Source organism: Streptomyces sp. NPDC021115 (assembly GCF_044333065.1).
Taxonomy (GTDB): domain Bacteria; phylum Actinomycetota; class Actinomycetes; order Streptomycetales; family Streptomycetaceae; genus Streptomyces.
Map to the genome: position 1 here is coordinate 1 of NZ_JBIRQF010000017.1, position 22,934 is coordinate 22,934.

Below are 22,934 nucleotides of genomic sequence, written 5' to 3' on the forward strand. Positions count from 1 at the left end.
TGGACTGGTACAACTACCACCGACCCCACACCGGAATCAGCGGCCACACCCCAGCCAGCCGCGTCACCAACCTCCCCGAACAGCACACCTAGCGCCAGACGTCGTTGTCCGGGGTGGACCGCCACAGGCCACCGGACTGGTCGATGACGGCGAGGACGCAGTCGGTCTCGGTGGGGGCGTCCCCGACGTCCCAGGTGCGGCGGTCGCCGAGTTGTTCACGACGCTGGCGTGCGACCAGCGATCGGGCAGCCGCCTCGCGCTGCGGCCCCGACAGCGCCTGCACCTCGGAGTGCTGGATCGCCTCCTCCAGGACGGGTAGGCCGTCGGAGAGTCGGGTGGTGTCGAACATCGCAGCTCCTCAGCTGAAAAGGGACGGCGACCGTGCCGCGGCCCACCATCCTGTCGTGGATTTGGTGGCGGTTATGGGGGATTCGGGAGACTCCGCCCGTGAGCGCGCGGCACACGCCGCCGACGCTGGCTCCATGCCTTTCACTCCGGTTCCCCTCGGGAGCGTTTCCGGCCGCCCCGAGTGCTCCGCTCGGCTGCGGCCGCGACGCGCAGGGGGCAGAGTCGATCGAGCGTCATCTCCCGCAGCCGCTCACGCAAGGCGCGGCAGGGCGGCAGAACACTCCCTCGCGCATGTCGCTCTACAGTCCGGCGCCGCACACCCAGCACAGCGGCCAGCACCCGGGAATCGCCCTCGTAGTGCATCAGATGGCCGACACCCTTCCACACGTCGCGGGCGCTCCATGCGTCCGAGAGCGGCCAGCAGGGTAGCTGGTCAGCGGGCTGAAACCGCGGCCTCAACGGTTGCGCCGAAGGCCGCAAGGGGCGAGCCGACAGCTCATCGGATGGCTCGTCGGGGAGGGGAAGCGGATGCAGAACGACTTACTGGTGGTGGGCTTCGACCTGGAAGCCCGGCGCGAGGTGCACGTCGATGAGGAGACGCCGGAGCACTGGAGACGGCGGGGGTACGGCGGCCTGGAGCAGTTGGTGTGCTTCTACTGCTTCCACGGGTTCGAAGCGCCGAGAGGGACACGAGTACCGCTGCTGACCCGTGGCCGTCTGGGCGGGAAGGTGCGGCTGCACTTCGCCCACCCACCTGGGCAGGCACCGCTTGGCGGCCACCACCCCGAGACGGTCTGGCACATCACTACCAAGCATGCGCTGGCCCGGTGGGCGCGCACTCGCTCGGGTGTCGCCGCGGTACGCCTGGAGCAGTGGACGCCGGACCAGGACCGCCGCGCGGACGTCGCGGTACGTCTGGAGGACGGCACGCGCCTGGCGCTGGAGGCGCAGCGGTTGCTGATGACCGATGACGCGTGGCGGGCCCGGCATCGCGACTATGAGCGGGCGGGGATCGTTGATGTGTGGTTCTGGCGGCCAGGTGTGCAGTTCCCGCATGTGGTGCTCGATGAGGGTCTGCCGGTGTGGTTCTACGTGGCGTCGAAGGGGGCGGTGTGGACGGCGTTCGGCCGGGCGCACGCGCGGGGGCGTCGTTGGTGGGAGGCGGAGGATCTGGCGGTGTTTGGGCTGCACCATCCGCCGTGTGCGCTGGACGGCTTGGAGCGGCAGGCGATGTCGCTCGGCGAGCTCGGCGTGGGCCCAAGCGGTGCGGTGCTGCCCGAGGGCCTGCGGGACAAGCTGCGGAAGTCCCAGCAGTCGGCGCGGGAAGAGGCAGCTACGTGGAGGGAGAGCGAGGCTCGATACGCCCGTCAGGTGCGGGCCGCGGCGCAGCGGCGGGCGCAGGCCGCGCAGCATCCGAAGCCGCCACTGCTGCCTCCTGTACCGGCGGGCGGGCTGCGGTGCGAGGTGTGCAAGCGGCCTCTGGCTCCGCAGCTGGCGAGGGCGGGTCGGCATGTTCTGTGCTGATGAGCATGCGCGGTCGGATCGGCCGACCTGGGTTTCCCTTTCCTGGGGGGCCCGCTCGACATGAGACGAGGGCCCCAGGGGTGCCGTATCGACGATGGCGCCCGATCAGGCGTGGCTGAGTTCTTCGATGTGGGCGCGGAAGTCGAGTTCGGGTAAGGGGAGGTCGACTTCGTCGACGAAGTCCAAGGCGTCGGGGACGTAGTCGATGACCGCGGTGGTCGTGGCGGGAAGGTCGACGGGCTCGCTGCCTTCGTGTTGCTGGAGTGCGCCGAGCATCTGGATGACGTTGAGGATGTCGTCCCGGTCGGCGTCTTCGCTGGGTGTGGCTTGGTGTTGCCACCACTCGGCTTCCCGCGTCTCGCCGAGAGCTCGGTGGTGGAGGGCGAGGCAGTAGGCGGCGCGGGTGTCGCCCGCGCCGGCGGCGAAATGCCACCAGAAGCGGGCGCTGTCTTCGCGAGTGGCCAGCTGGAGGACGCAGCCGAGGATCAGGGCGCCGGCGGAGTCCAGGAGGCGGCGGGAGACGAAGGCCTGGAGCTGGTGGAGGGCATCGTCGCGGCTGACCAGGGTCCGGCACAGGATGCGCAGATCCCGGGCTGCCCGGGACGGGGGCTGCGGCCCGCCAGGCCGCGGGGTGTGAAGCTGCGGTTGCCGCGGGAGGGCGTGTCGGAGCTGTTCCATCCGGTCGTCGAAGGAGAGGCAGCCACGCCATACGCGGTCGGCCAGGCGGGCGGCGAGACGGCGTTTGGCAGCAGCCATCTCCCCGTCGGTGTAGGGGCGTCGTGGCTGCAGGCGGGCCTTGGCCAGCGCGCGGTCAATTGGTGTGGTCATCGGCGCTTCCTTCCTTGTCCAGGCCGAGAGCTTCCTTCAGACGGCGCTTGGCGTAGCGGGCGGTGGAGCGGACTCCGGGCTCGGTGATGCCGAGGATGTCGGCGGTCTCGGTGATGGTGTGGCCCAGGCAGTAGCGCAGCACGATGACATCGTGCTGGCTGGCCGACGAAATAGCCGCCATCCTTTACAGGAGCGGTCAGCCCCCTGGACCGCTCCTGCTCAGGTGCTTCCTGCCGAAGAACAGCTCCGTGTACGGCTGTGTCACGGCGTTCGATGACGGCCCGCACGAGCTGGGCGAAGACGTCGGGCGGGCGCTACAGCCTGCGTGGCTCCGGCCGTTATGAACGAGTGCCGGTCAATGGCCTTCGGTAAAGCCGTGGGGCGGAATCCCCACAGACTCCCCTACCCCGGCCATCGGGCGCTGCGGCCAACGAGACGCGCATCACGTTCGGCGCGATGTCACGGTTGCCGCCCCTCGATGCACTTCCTTAATGACGGGGCGCACCGGACGCCATGCATGAGACATCGAGGGGGATGGGTTGCCAGAAACACTGATCGGAATAGCGGGGCTGGGCACACTGCTGAGCGCCCGGCTGCTGTACCAGTGGATCCGCAGTCGTACGCAGGTTCAGCTCGCCCGCCTGGTGCAGCAGGGGGCCAGCGACCGAGTCAGGGTCCTGCCACCAGGCAGTGTGGTCACCGAGCGTCGTGCCGGCGCGGAAGTGCGCATCGAGGTCGGCACGGCGGGGGGCGGAAAAGCCCATGGCTGACTTTGGGGTCCAACGGGTGCAGAAGCCCATAGCTGACTTCGAGATCCATCTGGAAACCGTAGAGCTTGAGCTGAACCCCTTCCACTGGTACACGGTCAGCCAAGACTGCGCCGAGTCTGCGCCAGAGCCGTGCATACCGGCGGCTCAGCCCCAAGAGCGTGGCAGTGTCAACCGGGTGGAATTCGCCCAGTTCTACGAACAGCACATGGCCAAGCTGGTCCGGCACCTGATGCGGCAGGGTGCCAACAGCCACGAAGCGGCGGAGGCAGCCCAGGCCGCGTTCGCTGAGGCATTCGTGAGGTGGGAGATCATCGAGTATCCGGCTTCCTGGCTTCGGCTGGTGGCCATCCGCATGTACTGGCGCCAGCCCGCCCGCCGCGAAGATCTCACCCACGATTTTCCGGACCTGCCTGGTGGCATCTGCCCGGTGCGCTCGGTAGAGCTCAAGGAAGAAGAGGTTCGGGTCTACGCGGCATTCGGCGCTCTTCCACACCAGCGGCGGGCGGTTCTTGCCTGGCACCTGGACGGCTTCCCGGCCAAAGAGATCGGCGCGGTGCTCGACATGACTCAGGAAGCTGTACGGAAGAACCTCAGCCGCGGTCGAGCCCGGCTCAAGGAGATCCTGCTCAACGCGACCGACGGAGGCGGACGATGACCCATTTCGACAGCGACGCCGCGCTCGACGCCCTGCTCCAGACCGCGGACGACGCCGTCCTGACCGCCGTGAACGATGGCCTCGACCTCGATGCTGGTCGCGCCGCGCTCTTTACGCTGGTGACCACGCCGGAACGCGGAGACCGTCAGCCACCGAGCTGGACTATCAGCCCGGACGGAACCGTGACCGACTTCGCTGGTATCCCGGTGGAAGACACCTGCCAGTACGAGGTCCGCTTGGAGGGACCAGCGACGCGAGTGGTGCGCTGGCCGGGCACGGTGGAGACAAACGATCTGGTCAACCGGATCCTGGACCTCCTGGACCAGATCTCCCACGACCTTGACGGGCTCCGGCGCTGGCTGAACTGCCTGTCGGAGGACGAGCCGCTGGTGCCCGGCCGGGTCGAGAACGCCGCCACATGGCTGGCTGCCCTCGTGATGGGAGTCCAGGAACGGAACATGAGCGAAGAGACCGCTGTCAGCAGCATTCACATGGTTCGCCACGAACTGCGGGAGATGCAGAGGAGGCTCTCTCCCTTCTTCCGCAACGGGGCCCGAACGGACGTGCAGGTCACACAAGGCCGCCTCAATCGGCTTACCGATCTCCTGACAGCCGCGAAGTCCCTGGTGCAGATGCTGTTCGCCGACGAGGGGGACCACTCTTACGTTCTGCCCGTCCCTACCGGATGAGGGGAGGGTCTGCTTCTTCTACAGGCCGGTAACGGGACCAACCGATGGCGTCTGCGGACGCTGCGCCGTGACCTGGCCGGGCTGCTCGCCTTGACCGGCTAGGGATCGAAGGGCCCAATCCTTGATTCGGGCTCTGTTCGTCCGGGCCGGGGCCGGGGGTAGCCGCTCCGCCCTTCTCCCCTTCAGCAAGGCGGCGTAGGAGGGAAGTCGGCGCGTTGGCCACGGGCCTGACCTGCGTGAACAGGACCGATTTCGGGGAAGGGGTGTACCGGATAGTGCAAGGGATGTTGCAAGGGATTGCGTGCGCCAAGAGGCGCCGGTGAGCCGAGCGTGAGAGGTTCGCGTCTCTGGTCGGACCGGCCCGGGCACTGGGGGCGCTGCCGCGAGGCGCTGGCCTCGGACAACGCGCTCTAGCAGCTTCCCGGCCGCGCCGACTACTTCCCCACAGCATCCCCTGGGCCGTGGGGGCCCCACCGGCTCGAGGCCCCTGCGGCGTCGCCGGACGGGCACTCACGGAGTGCCGACGGTGACCATGGCGGTGACCACGGCGACCAGAACCGCGGCTCCGGCCAGAGCGACCATCAGCGGCTGGGTGAGCACTGGGCGTCGGTACACGGCGTAGGCGAGAGCGCCCACGGCCAGGAGGCCGACCACGACCAGCAGCAGGATGACCAGCAGGGCAAGCGTTGACATAGCGGTGGATTCCTTCAGGATTCAGGGCATGCATGTCTCGCATGCGGGACATGGCGGTGGAGCGTGTGAACTCCCGGGCCCTATGGCGGAACAGGGGGCCCGGGCAGAGCGGAGCCAGGATGGAGCGCGGCGGGGTTAGCCCCGCAAATATGTCCTGGTCAGGGCATTTACCGTCGAACGTGATCACGGCCACAGAGTCATGACGAGGTAGGGGCGGACCACGTCGACCGGCACGCCGAACTCTTGGCTGGCCTGCCTGCCGTCAGGCCAGTACCTGGAAGGTTGTCCCGAGCGGCCGAGCCGGGCGACGGATCCCAGCCCCGGGCGCCTTTCCCTTCTGGCCTTGCTAGGGAGTGGACATCCTGGGTGTCGGTCTTCGCGCGCGTGGCGCGCGTCCCAGTGCCGACTGCCGGGGTGTCAGCGGTTACGGCGTACGCACCCGGAGACGAAACCGGTGAGCACACCTGCGGCGATTCCGGCCCCTGCCATCTGCGACGGCGTGCGAGGCGGGATGACGCCCGCGGTCTGGGCAGCGACAGCGAGCCCCAGGACGGTCCAGCGCGCCAGGGCCGTTGAGGGGCGCTGGATGCTGGCGATGGCCTCGCCCTGGTCAGGGTCGCTGGTGCTGGTGAGCGTGTGCAGGGTCATGATGGTCCTCCGCGTGAAGGTGAGTGGATGCTCGATGCGCGGACTCGACGGGGCTGCCGGGCAAGGGCGGCCCTGTCGTGCATCTCCACCTACTAAACCCCATCCGAGCTGGGGGTTTAGCGTTTCCGTTGCCGTTTCATGGCTACGGAAACGGCAACGGTGAACGGAAATGGCAGCGCCTTCTGAGGCAACGTCGTCGCCCCCGCTGCGCTCGCGGGAACGTGATCGTGCTGGCCGCAGCCGCGTTGTCGGTCACGGAAATGCTGTCGGGGGAGCGGAAACGCTGCTCTGGCTCGGCGGCGTAAGCCCTGTGACGAACGACACGTACCTTGCTTGGGTCGAAATGTAAGGAAACGCGTCTCCGGAAACGCCATTTCGTGCCGGGATGACTGATTGGCGGTTTTGGCCTAGAGCTGAGTCCGGGTTCCAGCTCACGTGCACGCGCAGGGGCGGCTGTAGCTGCTCGGTGACGTGGCTGGCGGGACGACGTTGGCCGGCCCCTCCCTTCTGGCGGCCGCCAACGCGTGTCGCGCGGTTACGCGCGCGTGCGTGCCCTCGCACGGGTCAGGCGGGCGCCGGCGTCACAGCTTGGGGCACTGCGGTGGCCGATCACCCGGCAAAAGCGCCGGACTTCACCGCCTTGAGTGCGCACGTCACGCGCGCGCTTCCAGGGCCTGCCGGACTCCGGAGGTGGTGAAGAAGGACTCGCTCGCCCTGCGTCCGGGACCGACCTGGCAGCGATGCGGCCCGGCCCGGCCGCGTTGCGTCCCCGAGCATCTGGTCGCGTCCCGACGCCCGGCCGCGGCCTGTCTCCAGGACACGACGCGGGCGCAATGCGCACCAGCCGTGACCTGCGCTGGCACAGCGGACGCATCAGATCGACACCCCACCCCCAGTTCCCCAATCCCTCAGAAGGGCCTGTTCACCTGGGGAAAGAGGCCCCCAGTCCCCCAGGCTGCTGCCCGACCACTGTGCTCCAAGAAAGCGCCACATGCACAGCCTCAGACCTGTACGTGGGCAACGGTCCCTCGGACGGGTGCTTGGCGAGACTTCGCGTTTCCGTCTATTGCTTCGTTGTACTGCGGACCCCGGCGAGTTCGTCGGCGAGGGTGGCGTCGCGCTCGAACGCGGCAAGCCCGGCAGGTTGTCCGTCTGCGGGTTGCAAGCTGGAGGCGGGATGATGAGGGCCATGAGCGAGGCAGGCACCATCACCGTCACCGCCCGCGTGGCGTTCGGCACCAAGGAAATCCTCAGGGGGCTCAAGCCTCTGTTCAAAGCCGAGCGGGAGCGGGCGAAGAGGCTTGCGCGGGAGCCGAAATGGCGTACTGACGGACTGTCCGGCCGGGAGGCCGCGGCGAAGCGGGCGCAGTGGGAGATGTTCAAGGGGCACCTGCGCGAGACCGGTGAGCTGGTGGACACCCTCGACGTGCTGGTGGCGTGGGGGGTGCGGGCCGAGCTGGCGGAGCGGGGCTGGGATCGGGAGTGGCCTCCGGTGCCGGCGCAGGCGTTGCTGCCGGGGCGCTGGCCCGGCTCCCGGGATGGGGCGTGGCCTGAGGGGGTGACGGTGCGTCTGCCGTCGGTGCTGGTGAACACGGTGTGGTCGGCGTGCTGGCACACCTCGGAGGAGGCGATCGGGCAGTTGCGCGACTGGCGCGACAGGTACCCCGATGCTCTGCCCAACCGGCGGTTCCGCTCCGAGGGTGAGGACGAGGCCTTGGCCGAGTACGAGCGGCTGGCGGCCCAGGTGACGACGGCCGGCGCGATCTGGCGGGCGGGCGTCCGCCGGGGCATCGACTCCGAACCTACCATCAGCACACGAATTGCAAACTAAAAACACGCAGGTCAAAGGCATTTTGATGGTTGCGCAAGGAGACATGGAGGGCTACCGTCGCACCCCACGAGAGGTGACGCAGTGTCGCCCCGCGATCACAAGGGACGGGTGTGCAGTGGACCGGGTGGACGAGCTCGAGCACGGCCAGGAGCAGCGGCTGGATGACAGCGCGGCGGTCGGGAACAGCGCGGCGGCGCGGCCGCGGGATTCCGCGAAGTCGCCGGTGGCGTATCGGTGGTGGGGTGAGGTGCCGTGGACGCTGGCGTCGAAGTCGCAGATGGGGCGGGCGGATCTGCCGCGTGAGCCGGGCGGGCCGGTGCGCGGCTGGGTGACGGGCCGGGATTTCCGCGGCCGTGAGATAGACATCGAGCTGTACGCGGTGGCCGAGTCGGTGCCGACGAAAGCGAGCGGTGGGCAGTTGGCGGCCGCCGACCGGCGCCGGACCGCCACGGTGCGGGTGTGCTCGGACTGCGGGGCCAACTGCCAGCAGCCGCTCGCCGAGCGGCGCGGCCGGTACCTGTGTGTGATGTGCGCGAAGCTGGCGCGCGTCGTGGACTTCCAGATCGAGCTGCGCGAGCGGCGCGCGGAACTCGCCGAGTGGGCGCAGGGGGTGCTGGCCGATCCGGCGCTGGCGGTGGTGTGGGTCGAGGTGCTGGAGGCCGAGCCGACACCGTCCGGCCGGCGGCGGCCGCCGCTGGCCGCCCGCGTCCACGCGGTCGACGGCCACGGCCGCCTCCTGGTCGACGTCCTGGTCCGGCTCGCCGGGCCCCGCACCAAAGGCGCCCCAGCCGAGGCCATCCCGCCCGAGGAGGGCGCCAAGGCCCTCCAGGCAGCCTTGGAAGGCCGCAGGCGCATCACCCTGGACGGCCGACGCCCTCAAGCCCGTGACGGAGCGTCTGGCGGCTCTGGGGCGCCCCGTGCAGCTCGGTCCGGCCGTGCCCCACGGTCAGGTCGAGACGGGAGTCTGGAACCCGCACCGCAGGGCGTGGCCGGGGCAGGTACGCGACCGCCTCGCGCAGTGGCGCGGCGAGCTGGACCCGGCGACCGGGGAGCTGCGCGCCCCGTGGCCGCCCGGCACCGCCGACCGGCTCCTGCTGTGCCTTCAGCGCATCGCCGACGGCACCGGTGCGGGACGGCCCGGGCGCAGCCGGGGAGCACGCCGCGGGAACGAAGGCGCCGGGCCCGAGGGCGCGTACGAAGTGCGGATCGCGGTCACCGGCCCGGCCGGCGCCGCCGAACGCCTCGCAGGAGTCCTGGCCGCCATGGGCGCCGCCGAGCACGGCTCCCTGGCCGGACCGGTGCCCTCCCGCGAGGTGCCCGGCGCCCAGGTGACGTACTTCGCGGGGAACCCCGAGGTACTCCTGCCCGACGCTGATATCCCTTCTCCTTCATGAAGTCGGATGAGCCCCTGGGCGGTGTTTTCGCAGCTCAACGGTGTCACGCCGCGCGGCGTGACAGTCAGCGTCACACCTGGCGTGGCAGGGGAGCGTGACAGCGGTCCGGGCGCAGCTGTCCTCTGACATCGAACCTGGACTGTTTGCCAGTGAAGTTGGACAGTCATGCATGATCACGACATGGACCAAGCGGAGCAGTTGGTACGGGCCGCGAAGGATGGCGACGCGGCTGTGGTGGCACGGTTGCTGAGCGAGGGTGCGGGGGTGGACACACCGAACGCGGCTCGGCGTACCGCACTGGATCTCGCGGCGAGGCAGGGGCATGCCGAGACCGTCCGACTGCTGCTCGCGGCGGGGGCGGACCCGCAACAGCAAACAGGCGAGTACGACGAGACGACGCCTCTGTGCCAGGCAGCGATGCACGGGCACACAGAGGCGGTGAGGGCTCTTCTTCTAGGTGGCGGTGCCCCGATCTGTGCTCAGGGCAGAATGGGTTACGTACCGATAGTGCTGGCAGCGACTTCCGGAGACCACGGGCACCCGCAGACTGTGGACCTGCTCTTGAATCATGGGGCGGACATCGATGCGGTGATGAAGAACAGGACGGCACTGGAGTGGGCGGCCGCCTTCGGACAGGTGCAGATGGTGCAGCATCTGCTCGCTCGCGGCGCAACGCCGACGGGGAAGGCGCTGGAGGAGGCACACCACCGCGCGCAGCGCTTTCCGAAGGCAGCAGAGCAGTACGCGCTCATCATCGATGCCCTGCGTGCCGCCGGAGCCGAGGGCTGAACCTCCGTCTCTATCACGGCCTACGATCGGGGCGACGTCACTGCACCGACTCCAGAATGCGGTCGAGTGTCCGGCGCCCCATTCCGCTCATCGTCGGATTGCTCTCGACGTAGTACCAGACAACACCCATCGCCTGTTCGAACGCCCATGCCTTGCCGCGCTCCCACTCCAGATCGTCACATACCAGTGTCCGCCGCAGCACTTCCCGCGGGCCCGACTCCAACAGGTGCCAGGCACTGACCAGATCCAGCGCGGGGTCGGCCGGGCCGAAGCCCCCGGTGTCGAGTACGCCGCCGAGCCGGTCTTCCGCGACCAGTACATTGCCGGGAATCAAGTCACCATGGCTCATCACGTCTGCACCCGTGCGTGGCAGGTCCCGAAAGTGGCTCCATATCCGGCGCAGCCGGGGCACGTCGAGCAGTCCCTTGCTCTCCTCAAAGCACTTCGCCATCCAATCGTCGTGGTGAGCGAGAACGCCGCCACGATTTTCGCCGCTGAAAAGCCGCCCCCGTGTCTCGGCGTCCCGCAGAGCTGCGATGAAGGCCGCGAGGTCCTCGGCAAAAGCGTCTGACCCGCTGGGGTCGGCATCAAAGGCGACCCTTCCCGACAGCCATGTCTGGACCGACCACGGCATGGGGTAACCCGCTCCAGGCTTTCCCAAGGCGACGGGTTCCGGGACGGGGAACCGGGACACCTGTGCCAACTCCGCGCTCGCCTGGGCTTCCTGTTCCAGAACCGCCAGCGCCTCGGCAGCGTCGGCCAGACGCAGTGGGAAACGCGCGGAGAGGTCGTTCCCGATACGGAAGATGGCGTGGACCGTCCCGGTCGACGACATGAGTTGGATCGCCTCGTCGCTCCACTGAGGGAACTGTTCTTGGATCAAGGTCGCAACGATTTCGGTGGTCACGTCCACCTGGTCATCGTGCATGGTCATTCACGCAGGCCCTTCCACCAGTCCAATTCGAAACGCCGGGAGCGGACGAGATCAACTGAGACGACAGCCAGTATTCATACGCCAGGGTCCAGATCAACTGAAATTTTCCGCCGCCCAGGTGTCTCAACCGTTCTGGTCGCCCCAGGTCACAGCTGCGGCTTCGGACCAGATCATTTGAGACGGGACAGCAGCCGCAGCGGAGCGATGCTGTGGAACGTCGGCGGCGCGTAGGAGCTGCGCACCCTGCCGCGTGCGCGGTGCGCGCCCTGCCGCAGGGAGTGCGCATCGCCGCTGGCTGCCGCAGTGCGCAGCCCGGCCGGAAACCGCCGCGTCATCCGATCGGGCCATGGGGAGAGATGGGCTGGCTGTGGCGCTCGACGGCGAGGGGGCTGTATGACGCGGAGACAGGACAACGAGAAGATCCTCAATGAGCTGGGCGAGGTACGGCGGGTGCTGGATGACCCCGCCGTCGGGCTGGCGGCGTTCCACCAGGATCAAGAAGAGCTGCGGCGCAAGGTGCTGGAGAACATCCAGCTCGGCACGACCGGATTGCGCGAGGAGAACCGGGAGCTGCGGCGCCGCCAGGAGAAGATGCTCGGCGATCTGTCGGACACGCGCGCCGCGGTCGAGGCGCTGCGGCGGGAGATCGCGCAGGCCTGGGCGCACACGATCAGCGCCTCGAACCCGGCGGCCGCGCCGAGTTCGACGACAGCGGAGCTGACGCATCACGAGCAGCGGGCTCTGGAGGCCGGCGCCGACGGCAACGGCGGCGGCGAGGGGGAGGAAACGGTGCACGAGGGCATGCAGTCGGCCGACGCGGGTGACGGCACGAAGGACGCGCCGCTCGAGCAGCAGCGCGCGGGCGAGGTCCCCTCCGCCCCGCCGGAGGAAGAGGTGCCGGCGCTTTTCTCCTCCAGGACTGCTCCGGAACCCGCCGCACCGTCTGTCGAGGCCTCGGTCGTGCCGCCGGGGCAGGAGACCGTGGAGGAGCGGAAGGCGCGGAAGGAGGCCGACTACAGCCAGCACATGCAGAGCGTGCTGGCGGCGGCCGCTATCGCTTCCGCCCGGCTGGTGTGCCACCGGGACACCTGGGCGTTCGTGCTCGAGCAGACCGCCCAGCACCCGCATTTCCGTCTTCCCGACCGCACCAGCGACATCGCCGACGGACAGATCGAGGCGTTCCTGTCCGGCCGGTCCCTGCTGGCAGTCCTGGTCACCATGCGCAAGATCCTCGACGACCGTGTTGCGGGCGATCCGGAGATGGCGACCTGGGCACTGGCCAGCGCGGTCTACCGGCGCACTGTGCTGGCCGTCACCGACACCACGCATACGCGGCCCGATGGCAGCGAGGTCACCACCATCGTCCTGGACGACCGGCCCGTGCCTGCCAGCACATCCTGACCGTCAGCAGCATGCCGAGTCCCGGAGATCGCCGGCGGTCTCCGGAGCTCCGTCGCTGAACGTGCTGGTTCTGCGGTACGGCTTCTGACACACTTGTGGCCCGGCCAGTCTGGCCGGGCCACCCGCTGTCCTCAGCCTTGCTCACCTCATAGGGTGCATGCCGAGAAGTTGGTGGGGGTTCCGCTGCAACGGAAGCTCCCCGTTTGTCCCTGGGTGCGTCCACAGCAATACGGATCGTCGCCCGGATGAGACCGCGCTGAAGTGCGCGCTCCTACGAGATAAGAGTCTCGCCCGCCAAAGTGATCCACAGCAACCTCTGGGCGCCGGAAGTTACACCGCACAAAAAACTCCCTGCTGCGACCTGCGGAAACGTGAGTCCGAAACGCGCGATCACAGCGGATTATTCGCGACACATCCGCGACACCCCGCGAAAAACTTCGGAGAAGCGGAGCGCGGGCAGTTATTTACTCCCTGTCGGAGAATTACAAGCTTCTCTTCCTCCGAAGTAACTGCGGCCGTGACCTGCGGAAACGGTGCCGCACATCCTTGGAAATCCTATCTTCCGGGCGAATCCGTGCAATCCGGCCAACTGTGCAGCGTGCCACGCGTGTCGCGGATCCAAGGCGTGTTGACCACGTGTGCGAGTACCGCAACTTACGCCGTACACAGGCGCGTTGGTCTCAGTAGCGTGAGAAATAGCCCTGGTCCACCGGCTGCAACCGGTCCAGTGCGCGTCCACAGCAATCCCGTCCGGACCTGGAGTTCGCTTGTCCCTGATTCTTCCTGAAGACCCCGGCACCTCCCAGTCTCCTTCCCGGCCCGAGCCCTCGGCCCCGCGCCCCGCCTGTCCTGGATCGACGTGGTCCTCCTGGTCGTGGTGCTGGGCGCGCTGGTCGCCCTCCTCGCACTGGGGATCGATCTGCCCGAAGCTGTGACCGTGGTAGGCGTTGCCGGGCTCGTCAGCGTCGAAATGCGCCGCCGTTTCACCCAGTCCTGACCATTCCTCCGGCCCGGGGCCCAGCGCCCCGGGCCGCGGGCTTACGGAAAGGAGACACGGTGGCCCGCCCCATGAACGCCCTGCCCACCACCAACGAGGGCGAGGACAGCCCCTTGGTGGACTTCGCCTCCGCTCTGCGCGCCCTGCGCGCCCGGGCGGGAGAACCGACGCTGGCCGAGATAGCGCAGCGCTCCGGCGTCTGCACCGCCTCGCTCTCGGACGCGCACAACGGCCGCGCGTTGCCCACCTGGCGCACCGTGCAGGGGTACGTCCGTGCCTGTGGTGGCGATCCGGCGCTCTGGCGCTCGCGGTGGGAAGGCGTCCGGCTTGCCCAGCGCACCAGCCGTGCCGAGAACCATCACGCTGCGCTGATGACCAGATGGGCCCGCACGCGGCAGCTCACTCCACCTCAGTGGGTGAAGAGCGAGGCGGAGCTGGCACAGCTCCTGGACCACATGCGGCGCTTCTGCGGCCTGAGTCTGAGGGACATGGCGCGCCGGAGCGGTGGCTTCTCCCACCACACCTTCGCGGCCGTTCTGCGCGGTGACCGGCCCGTGACGACCGACGTCCTCATGGCCATAATCCGCGCCTGCGGAGTGGATCCGGGAGCTGCCCAGCGCTGGCTTTCGGCACTGGCCCGAGTACGGCCCGCAGAGGCACTCCGTGTGCAGACGTACAACGCGAGCATCGAAAACTACCGGCGCACGCAGCACGCAGGGGGGCGGCCCCGGGCCGCGCGCCAGGACCGGCAGCGGAACGGTTTCCCGCTGATGAGTCCCAAGCCGGCGGCGCCCTCACGTGCCGAGCCGAGGGCGGGCGTGCTGTAGTGCCGGATCGCCCGTAGGCCAACCGCGCGGTTGCCGACCCTGCCGATGAAATGGGGAGGCTGCCGGTGCGTCCAGGTGGTACCGGCAGCCTCCCCGATGAGACGTCAGGTGGGTGTCCAGCCGCGGACTTCCAGGTGGGTGAGCTGCGCCTCGGGGGCGAGGCGGCCGGTGTCCACCATCCAGGCGCGTACCGCAGCGGCGACGTCGCCGCCGTGCGCGTCGACCCGGTCCTTCCACTCCCGTGCGTCGAACCCGGCCTCGCCCAGGCCGGGGCCGGCACTGTTGCCGTACGCGCGCTCTTCGGTGCTGTCCCTGCGCTGGACGACATTGCGCCGTACGCCCGGTGAGTCCCGCATGCGGCCGGAGTCGATCAGGAAGTCCTTCTTCTTGGCCCGGACGGTGAAGGCGATCCTGCCCTCGGCCGCGGCGCTGTTCTCCACGACCGGGCGCAGCCGGGCGGCGCCGGAGGCGATGTGCTGTTTGGCGGCGCGGGCCATGGTGGAGCGGCCCGGGGTGGCGATGACGTCCTTGCTGCGCACCCGCGCGGTCTTCCCGGCCTTGGTGGTGCGGCGGTGGACGTAGGGCTGCGCCACCGCCTTCAGCTCGGGAACCGTGGTGGCGGCGCCGACTTGGAGCTCCTGGACGGCGTAGCGCAGCGCCTCCACGTAGGAGGCGCCTTTGCCCTTGGTGAAGAACTGGCTCACCAGGGAGGGGTTGCGGCCGATGATCTCGCCGACGTCGCGCTTGGTGAAGCCCGCGTTCAGCAGCTCCTGGGTCAGCCGCGCCGCCTCGTTCACCTGCGGCCGACCAGCACGGCCGCGGCGGCCGCCGGCTGGCCTGCGCCTGCGAGGCGTCATCGTCCGGCCTCCTGTTCCTCGGCGAGGTGGGCGCGGCCGAGGGTCTGCAAGGAGAGCAGTTCCTCCTCGGTGCGCGGGCCGGTGATCGGGCCGGGCAGGTGGCCCTTCTTGAGGTAGTCGCCGGGCTGGCCGTGATAGGGCCAGGGGGCGTCGTGGGTGGTGTAGATGGCGTCGGTACGGAAGGCGACGACCGACTCGGGCGGCAGGTGCAGCGCGCCGACGAACGTGTTGTCCTCGCGCATCTTCGTGGACAGCAGCGCGGCCCGGGCGCCGGACCACACCCCGGCCGCCCATTCGGGGTGCGCGTAGGGGTCGCGGGAGAACCCGGCGCTGCGCTGCCAGGTGATCGTCTCGCCGTCGGAGCCGACGATCTGCGCTCCGGCCGGGATTTCGTGCTCGTGGCCTACGGGGACGGAGCGGGTGGTGATCCGGGGGCGTTGGGCGAAGCCGCCGATGCCGTACAGCAGGATGCTGCGCACCGCGCGGGAGGCGAGGTGGGCGGCGGTGCGCTGCCGCTGGTCGCCGTGGTTGGCCGCAAGCGCCTGCAGGGATGCCCAGGCGTCCTTGAGGTGGGTCGACCAGTCGCGCAGCGGGGTGCCGGATTCCCACAGCAGGCCGTCGAGGATCTCGATCCGCCAGGGGGTGATCGGGTTGCGCAGGGCGAGGTTGACCTCCGCTCCCCCGGCCCAGGTGGTGAAGGTCTGGCCGGGCTCGGCCGGGTAGTACCAGGCCCGGTCCCCCGCGGCCGGTGCAGGCAGGATCCCGACGTGGTTCCAGCCGTCGGGCACCGTGACCCGGATCTGCCAGTGGCTGGGGGCGAACAGCGCGTTCGTCTGCTCCTTCTCCGACATGGCGGCGAACGCGGCCGCGGTGATGCGGCGGGGAGCGCCGACGCCGGAAGCCCAGGTGTGCTTGGCGTAGGCGAAGGTGCGGTCGTACTCCACCAGCCGCGGCAACATCGTAGGCACCCGCGGGGGGACGATGAGCTCGGTGCGGCCCTGCCCGGCGGTCGCGTGCAGCAGACCGCGGATCTCCTCCGACATCACCGGATACCCCTCGGCCCACCGCGACCCAGCCTTCGTCGGGATGGTGCGTGACCACAGGTCGCGGCCGGTCTGCGAGGGCGATCCCATCAGCGTCACATCCGGCCAGTGGTGGCGTAGTTGCTTCCACAACATGACGAACGCGTCCCTCACGGTGGCCGGGTCGGCGCCGTCGGGGTCGAACCACTCCCCCACCGATCGGATCTCGGTGTGCTGGTCGCCGCGCTGCCAGCGGCCCACCGGGTTGCGCGGGTGGACCAGGTGCCCGGCAAGGCGGTCCTTGCCCCGGGAGGACTCCACGCTCCAGCCGGGCACCGGTGCATTGAGCCAGGCCGCCACGGCGTCGCGCAGGAACGGGTACCGGTCGGCATCCCGGTGCCAGGGGTCACCGTCGGTGATGTAGATCCGTTCCACCGACTCGGGGACGGTGGCGTACACGGCAGTCAGGATCTCCGAGACGCTGGCGGTGCCCAGGTCCAGGCGCGCGGTCTGGTCGCGGTGAACCAGGACGCCGGTGTTCGTATCGAGGAACGCCATCTGGCGCGGCTGCTGGGTGAAGTTGGGCCGCTTGGAGGCCAGGTTCGGCGTTGGGGCGCACCAGGCGTCGCCGCGCTCCCCGGACGGGATCGACGGCAGCTCCCGGCCCTCTTCCGGTGCGGGAACGGTTGCCGGGGCCGGGGCGGGCTGCGGCTCCTGGCCGTGCTGCCCGACCGTCTCCTCGGTGGCAGGCGGGACCACGTCGGTGGCCGCCTCGGCCTCGGTCTCCTGCGGGCCTTCGTCCGCCGCGTGGACCAGGCCGCCGGGCGCGGCGGCGCTGTCGGCGGCCGCAGGCACCTCCTCGGGGCGGCGCAGGTCGGGGGCCAGCGCGCCGGCCGGCTCGGGAGCTGGGGCGGCGGCCGCGGCCTGGCCCCCGCCGGTCAGCTCGGGCTGCGCGGGGGCCGAGGTCGGGGCCACCTGCTGTCGGGGGCCCAGATGCGGGACCAGGGCGACGACGTCAACAACGGCCAGGCCAGCTGCGGGAGCGATCCGGTCGGCCTTGGCCTTCTCATATGCCCCCAGCGCCACGATCCGCTTGTCCCGGTCCGCTTCCAGCCGCTGCAGCTCCTTGCGGACGACCTTGATGTCGTCACGGACTTGACGCAGTTGCCCGAGGGCGGCGGTAAATTCCTTGCTGTCCATCACGGTCTCTTCCGGGCGTCGCGTCGGGTTGGGGGATGGCTGAGGGAGCTATGCGGGTGTCGTTTGTGTGGTGACGTAGGCGATGGTGCCGCCGGCGTGGGAGGTCAGGCGCGTGCCCAGCAGGAGATCAGCCAGTTCACGGTCGGCTGCCTTCGGTGCGGTCAGCTCTTTCACCGGGCGCGCAAGGTCGGTGATGTAGCCGGCCAGGGTCGCTTCAGGGAAGCCGTGGCGTCCGCGGCTATCTTTTTCCCAGTGCTTCAGGCCGGTCAGGACGGCGACTACGTAGCCGGACAGTGTTACGGGCAGCGCTCCCCCGGCTGCGATGCTGGCCGCGTCGCATCGCCACCAGCCCCGCAGTGCCTTCAGCAGGTCCTCCGGCGGCAGTGAGGCCGAGAAGCCAAGCCACTGACGATCATGTTCCTTCACCGGCTTGGCCACATCGGCCCGTAGCACTCCGACCTCCCGGGCCTTGAGGTGTTCAAGCGGCGCGGTCACACGGTCCCGGAGAGTTTGCACGACCTCCAGCGGCACCATGACACGCACTCCACGACGCGACAGGCCCGGCAGCACTCCGGCGTGGATGAGGCGACGGAAGGTGGTGACCGCGCAGCCCAGCTCTTCCGCAGCTTGCCCTGTTGTCAGCAGCACCTCATCCACCCGTTCGAACCGACTGCGATATCTGATGAGGCATCGAAATTATCGAATGCCGGGCACTCAAGTCAACGCAGGCCCGGGTACTCGACCTGGTGGAGCACCTTGGATGCACCTACCGGGTCGTGGGGCAGAGTGAGCGCCCCGGCACACGAAGAGATGCCTAGAGATGGTCGATCGGGGCTATGGGAGGTCGGTGATGCCACGCGCATGGAATCTTCGGCGTAGGACACGGCCGGGAACGAGCCGAGGGTGACGTTGGAGTCGCAGGCCCAGCGCACCCTGGCGATGGCGTTCCGGGCGACCTGCTGAATGTGGGATATCACGCTAGGCACGTGGGGCCAGCGGCCGACTGGCTGCATGCGGGCCCGCCCTCATCAGCCCCTCCCCCGGACCCTCTATGGTCAAGGATTGGGCCAGCAAATTTCCCTGAATACGGCCACGAATCCGCGCCCTCCGGCACCGGGATGCGGCCTTCTGCCAGCATGACCCGACCCTCATGGAAGGCACGGTGGATCAGGCGCTAAACGCGATGGACGTCTGACAGACGTACGGGCGGCGGCAATGCTCATGCCCCTGCGTCCGCGGCATCAGCCTTTTCCGGCCGGCAAGCCGAGCAGACGCTGTCGTCATTGTCCTCGGGGCGCACTTCAGACGGAATGAGATGATTTGTTCGGCAGACGGTGCAGAGATCTCCGCCGCATGTACCGCAACCGACGTACCGTCCGCCCGCGTACTCGTAACGCCGCTTTTCAATCCACGGGTCGTTGCACGCCATGAGCAGTCCTCGTCGTCCGAAAGTTCCATCCGCGGCGCCACGGGGTGCTGTGCTACGAGCTTTTCACCCTCGTCGAGGACGCGACCCGTCTCGCCTTCGAGCGGGCCTTGCGGGACCGCTTCGTGGCTCACTACCAGGACCGCGCCGTCGACGTGCGCGACCACCGGGGCCGGGAGCACCAGGTCGCCATGACCAGCTACTCGGCCTTCTACGAGCAGTTCCGGGACGTGCGGGGCGCCAAGATCCGGATGGGCGCTGCCGGGGACTGGGAGCGCTTCAACGGGATGCTCAGCGGGCTGCTGCGGTGGGCACGTCGCGAAGGTCTGATACATGGGCAGCGCAACCGGAGCCTGGAGCCGGTCCAGGCGGAGCTGCGCAACATGGTCGCGCACGGCTCCTACCATCTGAACTCGCCGGTGGACGCCGCCCGCACCCTGTCCGACCTCGCCGAACTCATCAACCACCTATGGGGGCAGCCTACGCCTGGCGGACGGCTGTACCCGGCGCCCCTAAAGCGGGACATCGTCGCCATCGGCTGGAGCGAGAACGGGCGCACGATCCTCGCCGGCCTGGCCGAGCATCTGGCTTCGGCGCAAGACGAGGAGCCGCTGACCTACCTCCTGGTCCGTGCCGTGGTGGACGACCCGGGCCTGATGGAGTTCGACGCCCGCGCCGCGGCAACCGTCTTCCCGTCCGAGTATCTGTGGGGGCCGGGAACCCGCACTGAGGCCGTTGATTGGCTAGACGCGAATCGGCCCGAGCCCGACCAGTGTGACTACCTCGACCAGGTCGTCCTCGTCCGTGCCGTGGACGGGCGGGTGAACCTGCCCGTCCATCCCCAGGTCGCGGCCGGCATCTCACCGCAGGAGCAGCGGGGGACGTGGTACGCGGTGCGGGTCGACCGGGCTCTGGACGCCTTCGGCCACGTCCAGGCGCTCGTTGCCTCTCAGCCAGAGCACGAGCCGGAAGGAGAGTGCCGACAGTGCCCCGCCGAGACACTGGCCACGGGCGACATCGGCATCGTGATGGCTGCTGCCCAGAAGGCCGGCGCAGACACCGCCGCGTTGACCGTACCGGACGTGCGCACCCCACTCGCCAGCAGCTTCCGTCGTCCCGCCAAGTAGACCAAGGCAGGCCCCCAGGGGCACCCTCGCTGGTGCGCTAGTCGTCACGCGGGCTGCACACGCCGGATCCAGCCGAGCTGCGGGGCTCCCGGCGGCGGCCGAGCGGTCTCCACCTCAGTCGCCTCGTGCATTCCCTGCTCACCGCGGCGTCGGTCACCAACATCGTCCACACCCATGGCTGGACGCAGTACGTGTACGTCGGCGGTCCGACGGGGCTTGCCACCCTAGCTGGCCGCTGCAGGCAGAAGCGTCGTAGGGACGCCACCGCCCGGCAATGCCCACTACCTTCGGAGTCCTGTGGTCTTGGAGCGGCGGGTACCGGGGGGCCTGGGCTATCAGACTTTCGGCTCCGGCTGGTGCACGGTGCACGGCACGAGGTGCTCGCCCTGCGGGACACGTGCCGTCACGCGCTGGACGACGGCCGGTACGGCAGCCTGCTGCTTCCCCAGCCCCGCTCAGCAGTCGCTGTTCGACGCGTTGGATTGAGACGCCTGACACTCAGACGACGATGCCCAACTGACACTCCCCCGCAGACCATCAGTCGCCGACCACAGCGCCGACATTTTCCCCGCCCTGATCTCGAGCCCCGCCTCCGCCGGCAGTCGTCGCATCTCGACCGCCTGGAGCAGGACGAGAGGATCACCATTTCGTGACCTTGGTCCCCTTGGTGTATCAGTCCAGAGGTCCCCGTCGTGAGCCTTCTGCCGGCCAGCTGGTGGCCAAGCGTGCAAATGACGTGTAGCGGCGGTGGCCAAGAGCGACGATAGGGGCGGGCGAACGGTCGTGGCTGTTGTTCCGTGTCTACAAGTCGTTGCCTTCCTTACAGCCTGGGGAACATGGGTACAGCGGTCATGCCGGATGTTCTCCCTGGAATCGCGTTACCTGCTGGAGGAACCCAATGACCGATCGGCCTGGACCGCAGCTTCCCGACGAGCCCGAGGGCAGCGCGGAGCAAATCCCGGCACCGGCGACCGTGCCCGTCGAGAGTGCGAAGAAGGCGGAGCGTCCGTCCCCTCGGCCGGACGTGTCCTACACCCCCGTGTCCAACGGCATGGACTACCTGGTGAGCGACTTTCAACACCTGACGGAAGGTGCGACACCTCCGAGCGCCCGTGACCTCAAGTACACGGTGCTTCATCTTCAGGCGGCACCGAGGTGCTGCTCAAGGCCCGTCTGGCGCGCGAGCACTTCAGCCTTATCTTCGTCGACCCCACCGAGGCGACTCACGACGCGTGGCAGAAGGGCGACTTCAAGAGCTGCGGCACCCTGGACGCGTTCGACCGGCTCCGCAACATCGCCCGCCTCGCAATCGAAGAGGACGACCGGAAACGGATCAAAGACCTCTCGGACCACCGCAACGCCCTTCAGCACTACGGGCTGAAGCACAACGCGTACGCCATCGAGTCGCGTGCGGCGAGGGTGCTCGACTTCCTGATCGCTTTCATCCACAGGCACCTCATCCCGGAACTCGAACCCGCCGAAGCTGAGGGCGTCGAGCAGGACATGGACTCGTTCCGGTTGAAACTCAAGGGCATCGAGACGCTGGTCAAGCAGCGCATGAATAACCTCCGGAGCGGGCTGGCCAAGGTCACCGACGTGACGGTGAAGTGCCCCGACTGCGAGCAGTGGGCCTTGGTCGCTAACGGCAGGGACGAGGGCCCGACCTGCCTGTTCTGCCACCAGGTATGGCCGCAGAATCCAGAGTCCGCAGCCGCTAACTGCGCATGGATCATCTTGGGGCTGGACGCCTACTCCGCCATCAAGGACGGTGGAGACTCTCCGGTGGTCGAGTGTCCGGACTGCGAGATAGACGCTCTGGTGATCGAAGCGGTGACTGCGGCGGGCCAGCCCGATGCAACGCCCCTGTGCTTCTCGTGCGGCACCGTCTTCAAGAACCTGATCGACTGTGAAGGTGGTTGCGGGACTGTCCTCGACATCGGCCCCGACGAAGATGCGATCCACATGTGTCGCAACTGCATTGAAACCCGCTACGCCCGCTTCTGAGGGGCAGGCCCAGCCACTCGTCCTTCGCCCCCTCGTGAGAGGAGCCCATGGCTCGACGGCCGCACGAGGCAGCCCGGCATGAATGTGCGACCCTGACGGGCTATCCTAAGACGGTGTCCTATGTGGTGATCGCTCGTTGAGCTGTCTATGGGGCGGGGTACGTGGAGTTGGATTGTTCCGGACGGGCTGTGGGAGATCGCCGAGCCGCTGATCCCACTGTCGAAGGTGCGGCCACAGGGCGGCGGAACGCAGGACACGCCTGATGAGACGCTGTTCGCGGCCATCATCTACGTGCTGGTCAGCGGTTGCGCCTGGCGGGCTCTGCCGCCGTGTTTCGGGATATCGAAGTCGACCGCGCACCGCCGGTTCCTGATCTGGTCGCGGGCCGAGGTGTGGGGCCGCCTGCATGAGGCGGTGCTGCACCGACTCGACGACGCCGGCCTCATCGATGTCTCACGCGTGGTCCTCGACTCCGCTCACGTGCGAGCTAAAAAGGGGGCGAACTCACAGGTCCGAGCCCCGTGGACCGGGGCAAGCCGGGTTCCAAGATGCACGTCCTGCCGGACGCGAACGGACTGCCCCTACTCGTCGGCGTCTCGGCCGCCAGCACCCACGACAGCAAAGCGCTGAAGCCCATGGTCGAGGGTAACCAAACGAGACACGACCCTCACCGCGGCCGCTACTTCAAGCCCCAGCGCCTGCACGCCGACAAGGCGTACGACATCCCCCACCTGCGGAAATGGTTACGCGGCAAGCGCATTGGCGTGCGTATCGCTCGTAAAGGCGTCGAGTCCAGCGAACGGCTGGGCCGCCGTAGGTGGGTGATCGAGCGGACGATCTCCTGGCTGTCCGGCTACCGCCGACTCAGCCCCCGCTACGAACGCCACTCCCGCAACTACCTGGCCTTTCTCGGCCTCGCCGCCGCCCTGTGCTGCTACAAGCGACTGATCCGCCTGACCACATAGGACAC

Annotated in this window: 23 protein-coding genes; 12 read left to right on the forward strand and 11 right to left on the reverse strand. The window is 68.7% G+C overall.

What is annotated here, in order from left to right; genetic code table 11:
* Positions 1–88 precede the first annotated feature (88 nt).
* The gene (locus ACH4TL_RS35050) at positions 89–349 is read right to left on the reverse strand and encodes a hypothetical protein (RefSeq protein WP_398324457.1); all 261 of its coding nucleotides are present in this window, start codon (positions 347–349) and stop codon (positions 89–91) included.
* A 527-nt stretch (positions 350–876) separates the two neighbouring features.
* On the opposite strand from ACH4TL_RS35050, the gene ACH4TL_RS35055 reads away from it, so the two are divergent.
* Positions 877–1,872 (forward strand): competence protein CoiA family protein, encoded by a 996-nt coding sequence (locus ACH4TL_RS35055; protein ID WP_398324462.1) that lies wholly within the window; start codon positions 877–879, stop codon positions 1,870–1,872.
* A gap of 105 nt (positions 1,873–1,977) precedes the next feature.
* Here ACH4TL_RS35055 and ACH4TL_RS35060 read toward each other — a convergent pair whose 3' ends face one another.
* Both ACH4TL_RS35060 and ACH4TL_RS35065 read right to left on the reverse strand, forming a co-directional pair.
* Positions 1,978–2,700, reverse strand: coding sequence for a hypothetical protein (locus ACH4TL_RS35060; RefSeq protein WP_398324467.1), 723 nt, complete (start codon positions 2,698–2,700; stop codon positions 1,978–1,980).
* A complete protein-coding gene (locus ACH4TL_RS35065; protein WP_398324470.1) occupies positions 2,684–2,881 on the reverse strand; it encodes a sigma factor-like helix-turn-helix DNA-binding protein in 198 nt (65 codons plus the stop codon). The genes ACH4TL_RS35060 and ACH4TL_RS35065 overlap by 17 nt, the downstream gene beginning before the upstream one ends.
* 581 nt (positions 2,882–3,462) lie before the next feature.
* On the opposite strand from ACH4TL_RS35065, the gene ACH4TL_RS35070 reads away from it, so the two are divergent.
* Both ACH4TL_RS35070 and ACH4TL_RS35075 read left to right on the forward strand, forming a co-directional pair.
* The gene (locus tag ACH4TL_RS35070; RefSeq protein WP_398324475.1) at positions 3,463–4,125 is read left to right on the forward strand and encodes a sigma-70 family RNA polymerase sigma factor; all 663 of its coding nucleotides are present in this window, start codon (positions 3,463–3,465) and stop codon (positions 4,123–4,125) included.
* The gene (locus ACH4TL_RS35075; protein WP_398324479.1) at positions 4,122–4,814 is read left to right on the forward strand and encodes a hypothetical protein; all 693 of its coding nucleotides are present in this window, start codon (positions 4,122–4,124) and stop codon (positions 4,812–4,814) included. Before ACH4TL_RS35070 ends, ACH4TL_RS35075 begins: the two co-directional genes overlap by 4 nt.
* Before the next feature lie 510 nt (positions 4,815–5,324).
* Here ACH4TL_RS35075 and ACH4TL_RS35080 read toward each other — a convergent pair.
* Positions 5,325–5,507, reverse strand: coding sequence for a hypothetical protein (locus ACH4TL_RS35080; protein ID WP_398324482.1), 183 nt, complete (start codon positions 5,505–5,507; stop codon positions 5,325–5,327).
* A 417-nt stretch (positions 5,508–5,924) separates the two neighbouring features.
* The gene (locus tag ACH4TL_RS35085) at positions 5,925–6,155 is read right to left on the reverse strand and encodes a hypothetical protein (RefSeq protein ID WP_398324486.1); all 231 of its coding nucleotides are present in this window, start codon (positions 6,153–6,155) and stop codon (positions 5,925–5,927) included.
* 1,189 nt (positions 6,156–7,344) lie between these two features.
* On the opposite strand from ACH4TL_RS35085, the gene ACH4TL_RS35090 reads away from it, so the two are divergent.
* Positions 7,345–7,986, forward strand: a complete 642-nt coding sequence (locus ACH4TL_RS35090) for a hypothetical protein (RefSeq protein ID WP_398324490.1) — start codon at positions 7,345–7,347, stop codon at positions 7,984–7,986.
* On the opposite strand, the gene ACH4TL_RS35095 is transcribed toward ACH4TL_RS35090, so the two are convergent.
* Positions 7,964–8,713: a hypothetical protein gene (locus ACH4TL_RS35095; RefSeq protein WP_398324495.1), complete on the reverse strand. Its 750-nt coding sequence runs from the start codon at positions 8,711–8,713 to the stop codon at positions 7,964–7,966. The genes ACH4TL_RS35090 and ACH4TL_RS35095 overlap by 23 nt on opposite strands.
* A 157-nt stretch (positions 8,714–8,870) precedes the next feature.
* Between ACH4TL_RS35095 and ACH4TL_RS35100 the strand changes: the two genes are divergently transcribed.
* Together ACH4TL_RS35100 and ACH4TL_RS35105 are read left to right on the forward strand one after the other, a co-directional pair.
* Positions 8,871–9,380: a hypothetical protein gene (locus tag ACH4TL_RS35100; RefSeq protein WP_398324498.1), complete on the forward strand. Its 510-nt coding sequence runs from the start codon at positions 8,871–8,873 to the stop codon at positions 9,378–9,380.
* A 180-nt stretch (positions 9,381–9,560) separates the two neighbouring features.
* Positions 9,561–10,169: an ankyrin repeat domain-containing protein gene (locus ACH4TL_RS35105; RefSeq protein WP_398324501.1), complete on the forward strand. Its 609-nt coding sequence runs from the start codon at positions 9,561–9,563 to the stop codon at positions 10,167–10,169.
* Positions 10,170–10,206: 37 nt separating this feature from the next.
* Here the strand turns inward: ACH4TL_RS35105 and ACH4TL_RS35110 are convergent, their stop codons facing one another.
* Together ACH4TL_RS35110 and ACH4TL_RS35115 are read right to left on the reverse strand one after the other, a co-directional pair.
* Positions 10,207–11,103, reverse strand: coding sequence for an aminoglycoside phosphotransferase family protein (locus ACH4TL_RS35110; RefSeq protein ID WP_398324505.1), 897 nt, complete (start codon positions 11,101–11,103; stop codon positions 10,207–10,209).
* Positions 11,104–11,273: 170 nt separating this feature from the next.
* Complete coding sequence (locus ACH4TL_RS35115) at positions 11,274–11,438, reverse strand: hypothetical protein (RefSeq protein WP_398324508.1); 165 nt, start codon at positions 11,436–11,438, stop codon at positions 11,274–11,276.
* Positions 11,439–11,496: 58 nt separating this feature from the next.
* On the opposite strand from ACH4TL_RS35115, the gene ACH4TL_RS35120 reads away from it, so the two are divergent.
* The 3 genes from ACH4TL_RS35120 (at position 11,497) to ACH4TL_RS35130 (ending at position 14,328) form a co-directional block, all read left to right on the forward strand.
* Positions 11,497–12,504 carry a hypothetical protein gene (locus tag ACH4TL_RS35120; RefSeq protein WP_398324510.1) on the forward strand — a complete coding sequence of 336 codons (1,008 nt, stop codon included), beginning with the start codon at positions 11,497–11,499 and terminating at the stop codon, positions 12,502–12,504.
* A gap of 859 nt (positions 12,505–13,363) precedes the next feature.
* Positions 13,364–13,501: a hypothetical protein gene (locus ACH4TL_RS35125; RefSeq protein ID WP_398324514.1), complete on the forward strand. Its 138-nt coding sequence runs from the start codon at positions 13,364–13,366 to the stop codon at positions 13,499–13,501.
* 59 nt (positions 13,502–13,560) lie between these two features.
* The gene (locus tag ACH4TL_RS35130; RefSeq protein WP_398324517.1) at positions 13,561–14,328 is read left to right on the forward strand and encodes a helix-turn-helix domain-containing protein; all 768 of its coding nucleotides are present in this window, start codon (positions 13,561–13,563) and stop codon (positions 14,326–14,328) included.
* Positions 14,329–14,432: 104 nt separating this feature from the next.
* Here the strand turns inward: ACH4TL_RS35130 and ACH4TL_RS35135 are convergent, their stop codons facing one another.
* From ACH4TL_RS35135 to ACH4TL_RS35145, 3 genes are read right to left on the reverse strand one after another with little or no spacing between them, the layout of a single operon-like run.
* Entirely contained in the window at positions 14,433–15,185 is a 753-nt protein-coding gene (locus ACH4TL_RS35135) for a hypothetical protein (protein WP_398324520.1), read from the reverse strand.
* A complete protein-coding gene (locus ACH4TL_RS35140) occupies positions 15,182–17,407 on the reverse strand; it encodes a Mucin-19 (RefSeq protein WP_398324525.1) in 2,226 nt (741 codons plus the stop codon). Before ACH4TL_RS35140 ends, ACH4TL_RS35135 begins: the two co-directional genes overlap by 4 nt.
* A 48-nt stretch (positions 17,408–17,455) precedes the next feature.
* Positions 17,456–18,064, reverse strand: coding sequence for a helix-turn-helix domain-containing protein (locus ACH4TL_RS35145; protein WP_398324530.1), 609 nt, complete (start codon positions 18,062–18,064; stop codon positions 17,456–17,458).
* 816 nt (positions 18,065–18,880) lie between these two features.
* Here ACH4TL_RS35145 and ACH4TL_RS35150 point away from each other — a divergent pair.
* From ACH4TL_RS35150 to ACH4TL_RS35160, 3 genes are all read left to right on the forward strand, one after another.
* A complete protein-coding gene (locus tag ACH4TL_RS35150; RefSeq protein ID WP_398324534.1) occupies positions 18,881–19,960 on the forward strand; it encodes a hypothetical protein in 1,080 nt (359 codons plus the stop codon).
* A 1,155-nt stretch (positions 19,961–21,115) separates the two neighbouring features.
* Positions 21,116–21,964 carry a hypothetical protein gene (locus tag ACH4TL_RS35155; RefSeq protein ID WP_398324537.1) on the forward strand — a complete coding sequence of 283 codons (849 nt, stop codon included), beginning with the start codon at positions 21,116–21,118 and terminating at the stop codon, positions 21,962–21,964.
* A 147-nt stretch (positions 21,965–22,111) separates the two neighbouring features.
* Positions 22,112–22,929 (forward strand): IS5 family transposase gene (locus ACH4TL_RS35160; protein ID WP_398324540.1). Its coding sequence is split into 2 segments (ribosomal slippage): positions 22,112–22,454 and positions 22,454–22,929, totalling 819 coding nucleotides; the frame shifts between segments, so codons are not numbered across the junction.
* Positions 22,930–22,934: the final 5 nt, after the last annotated feature.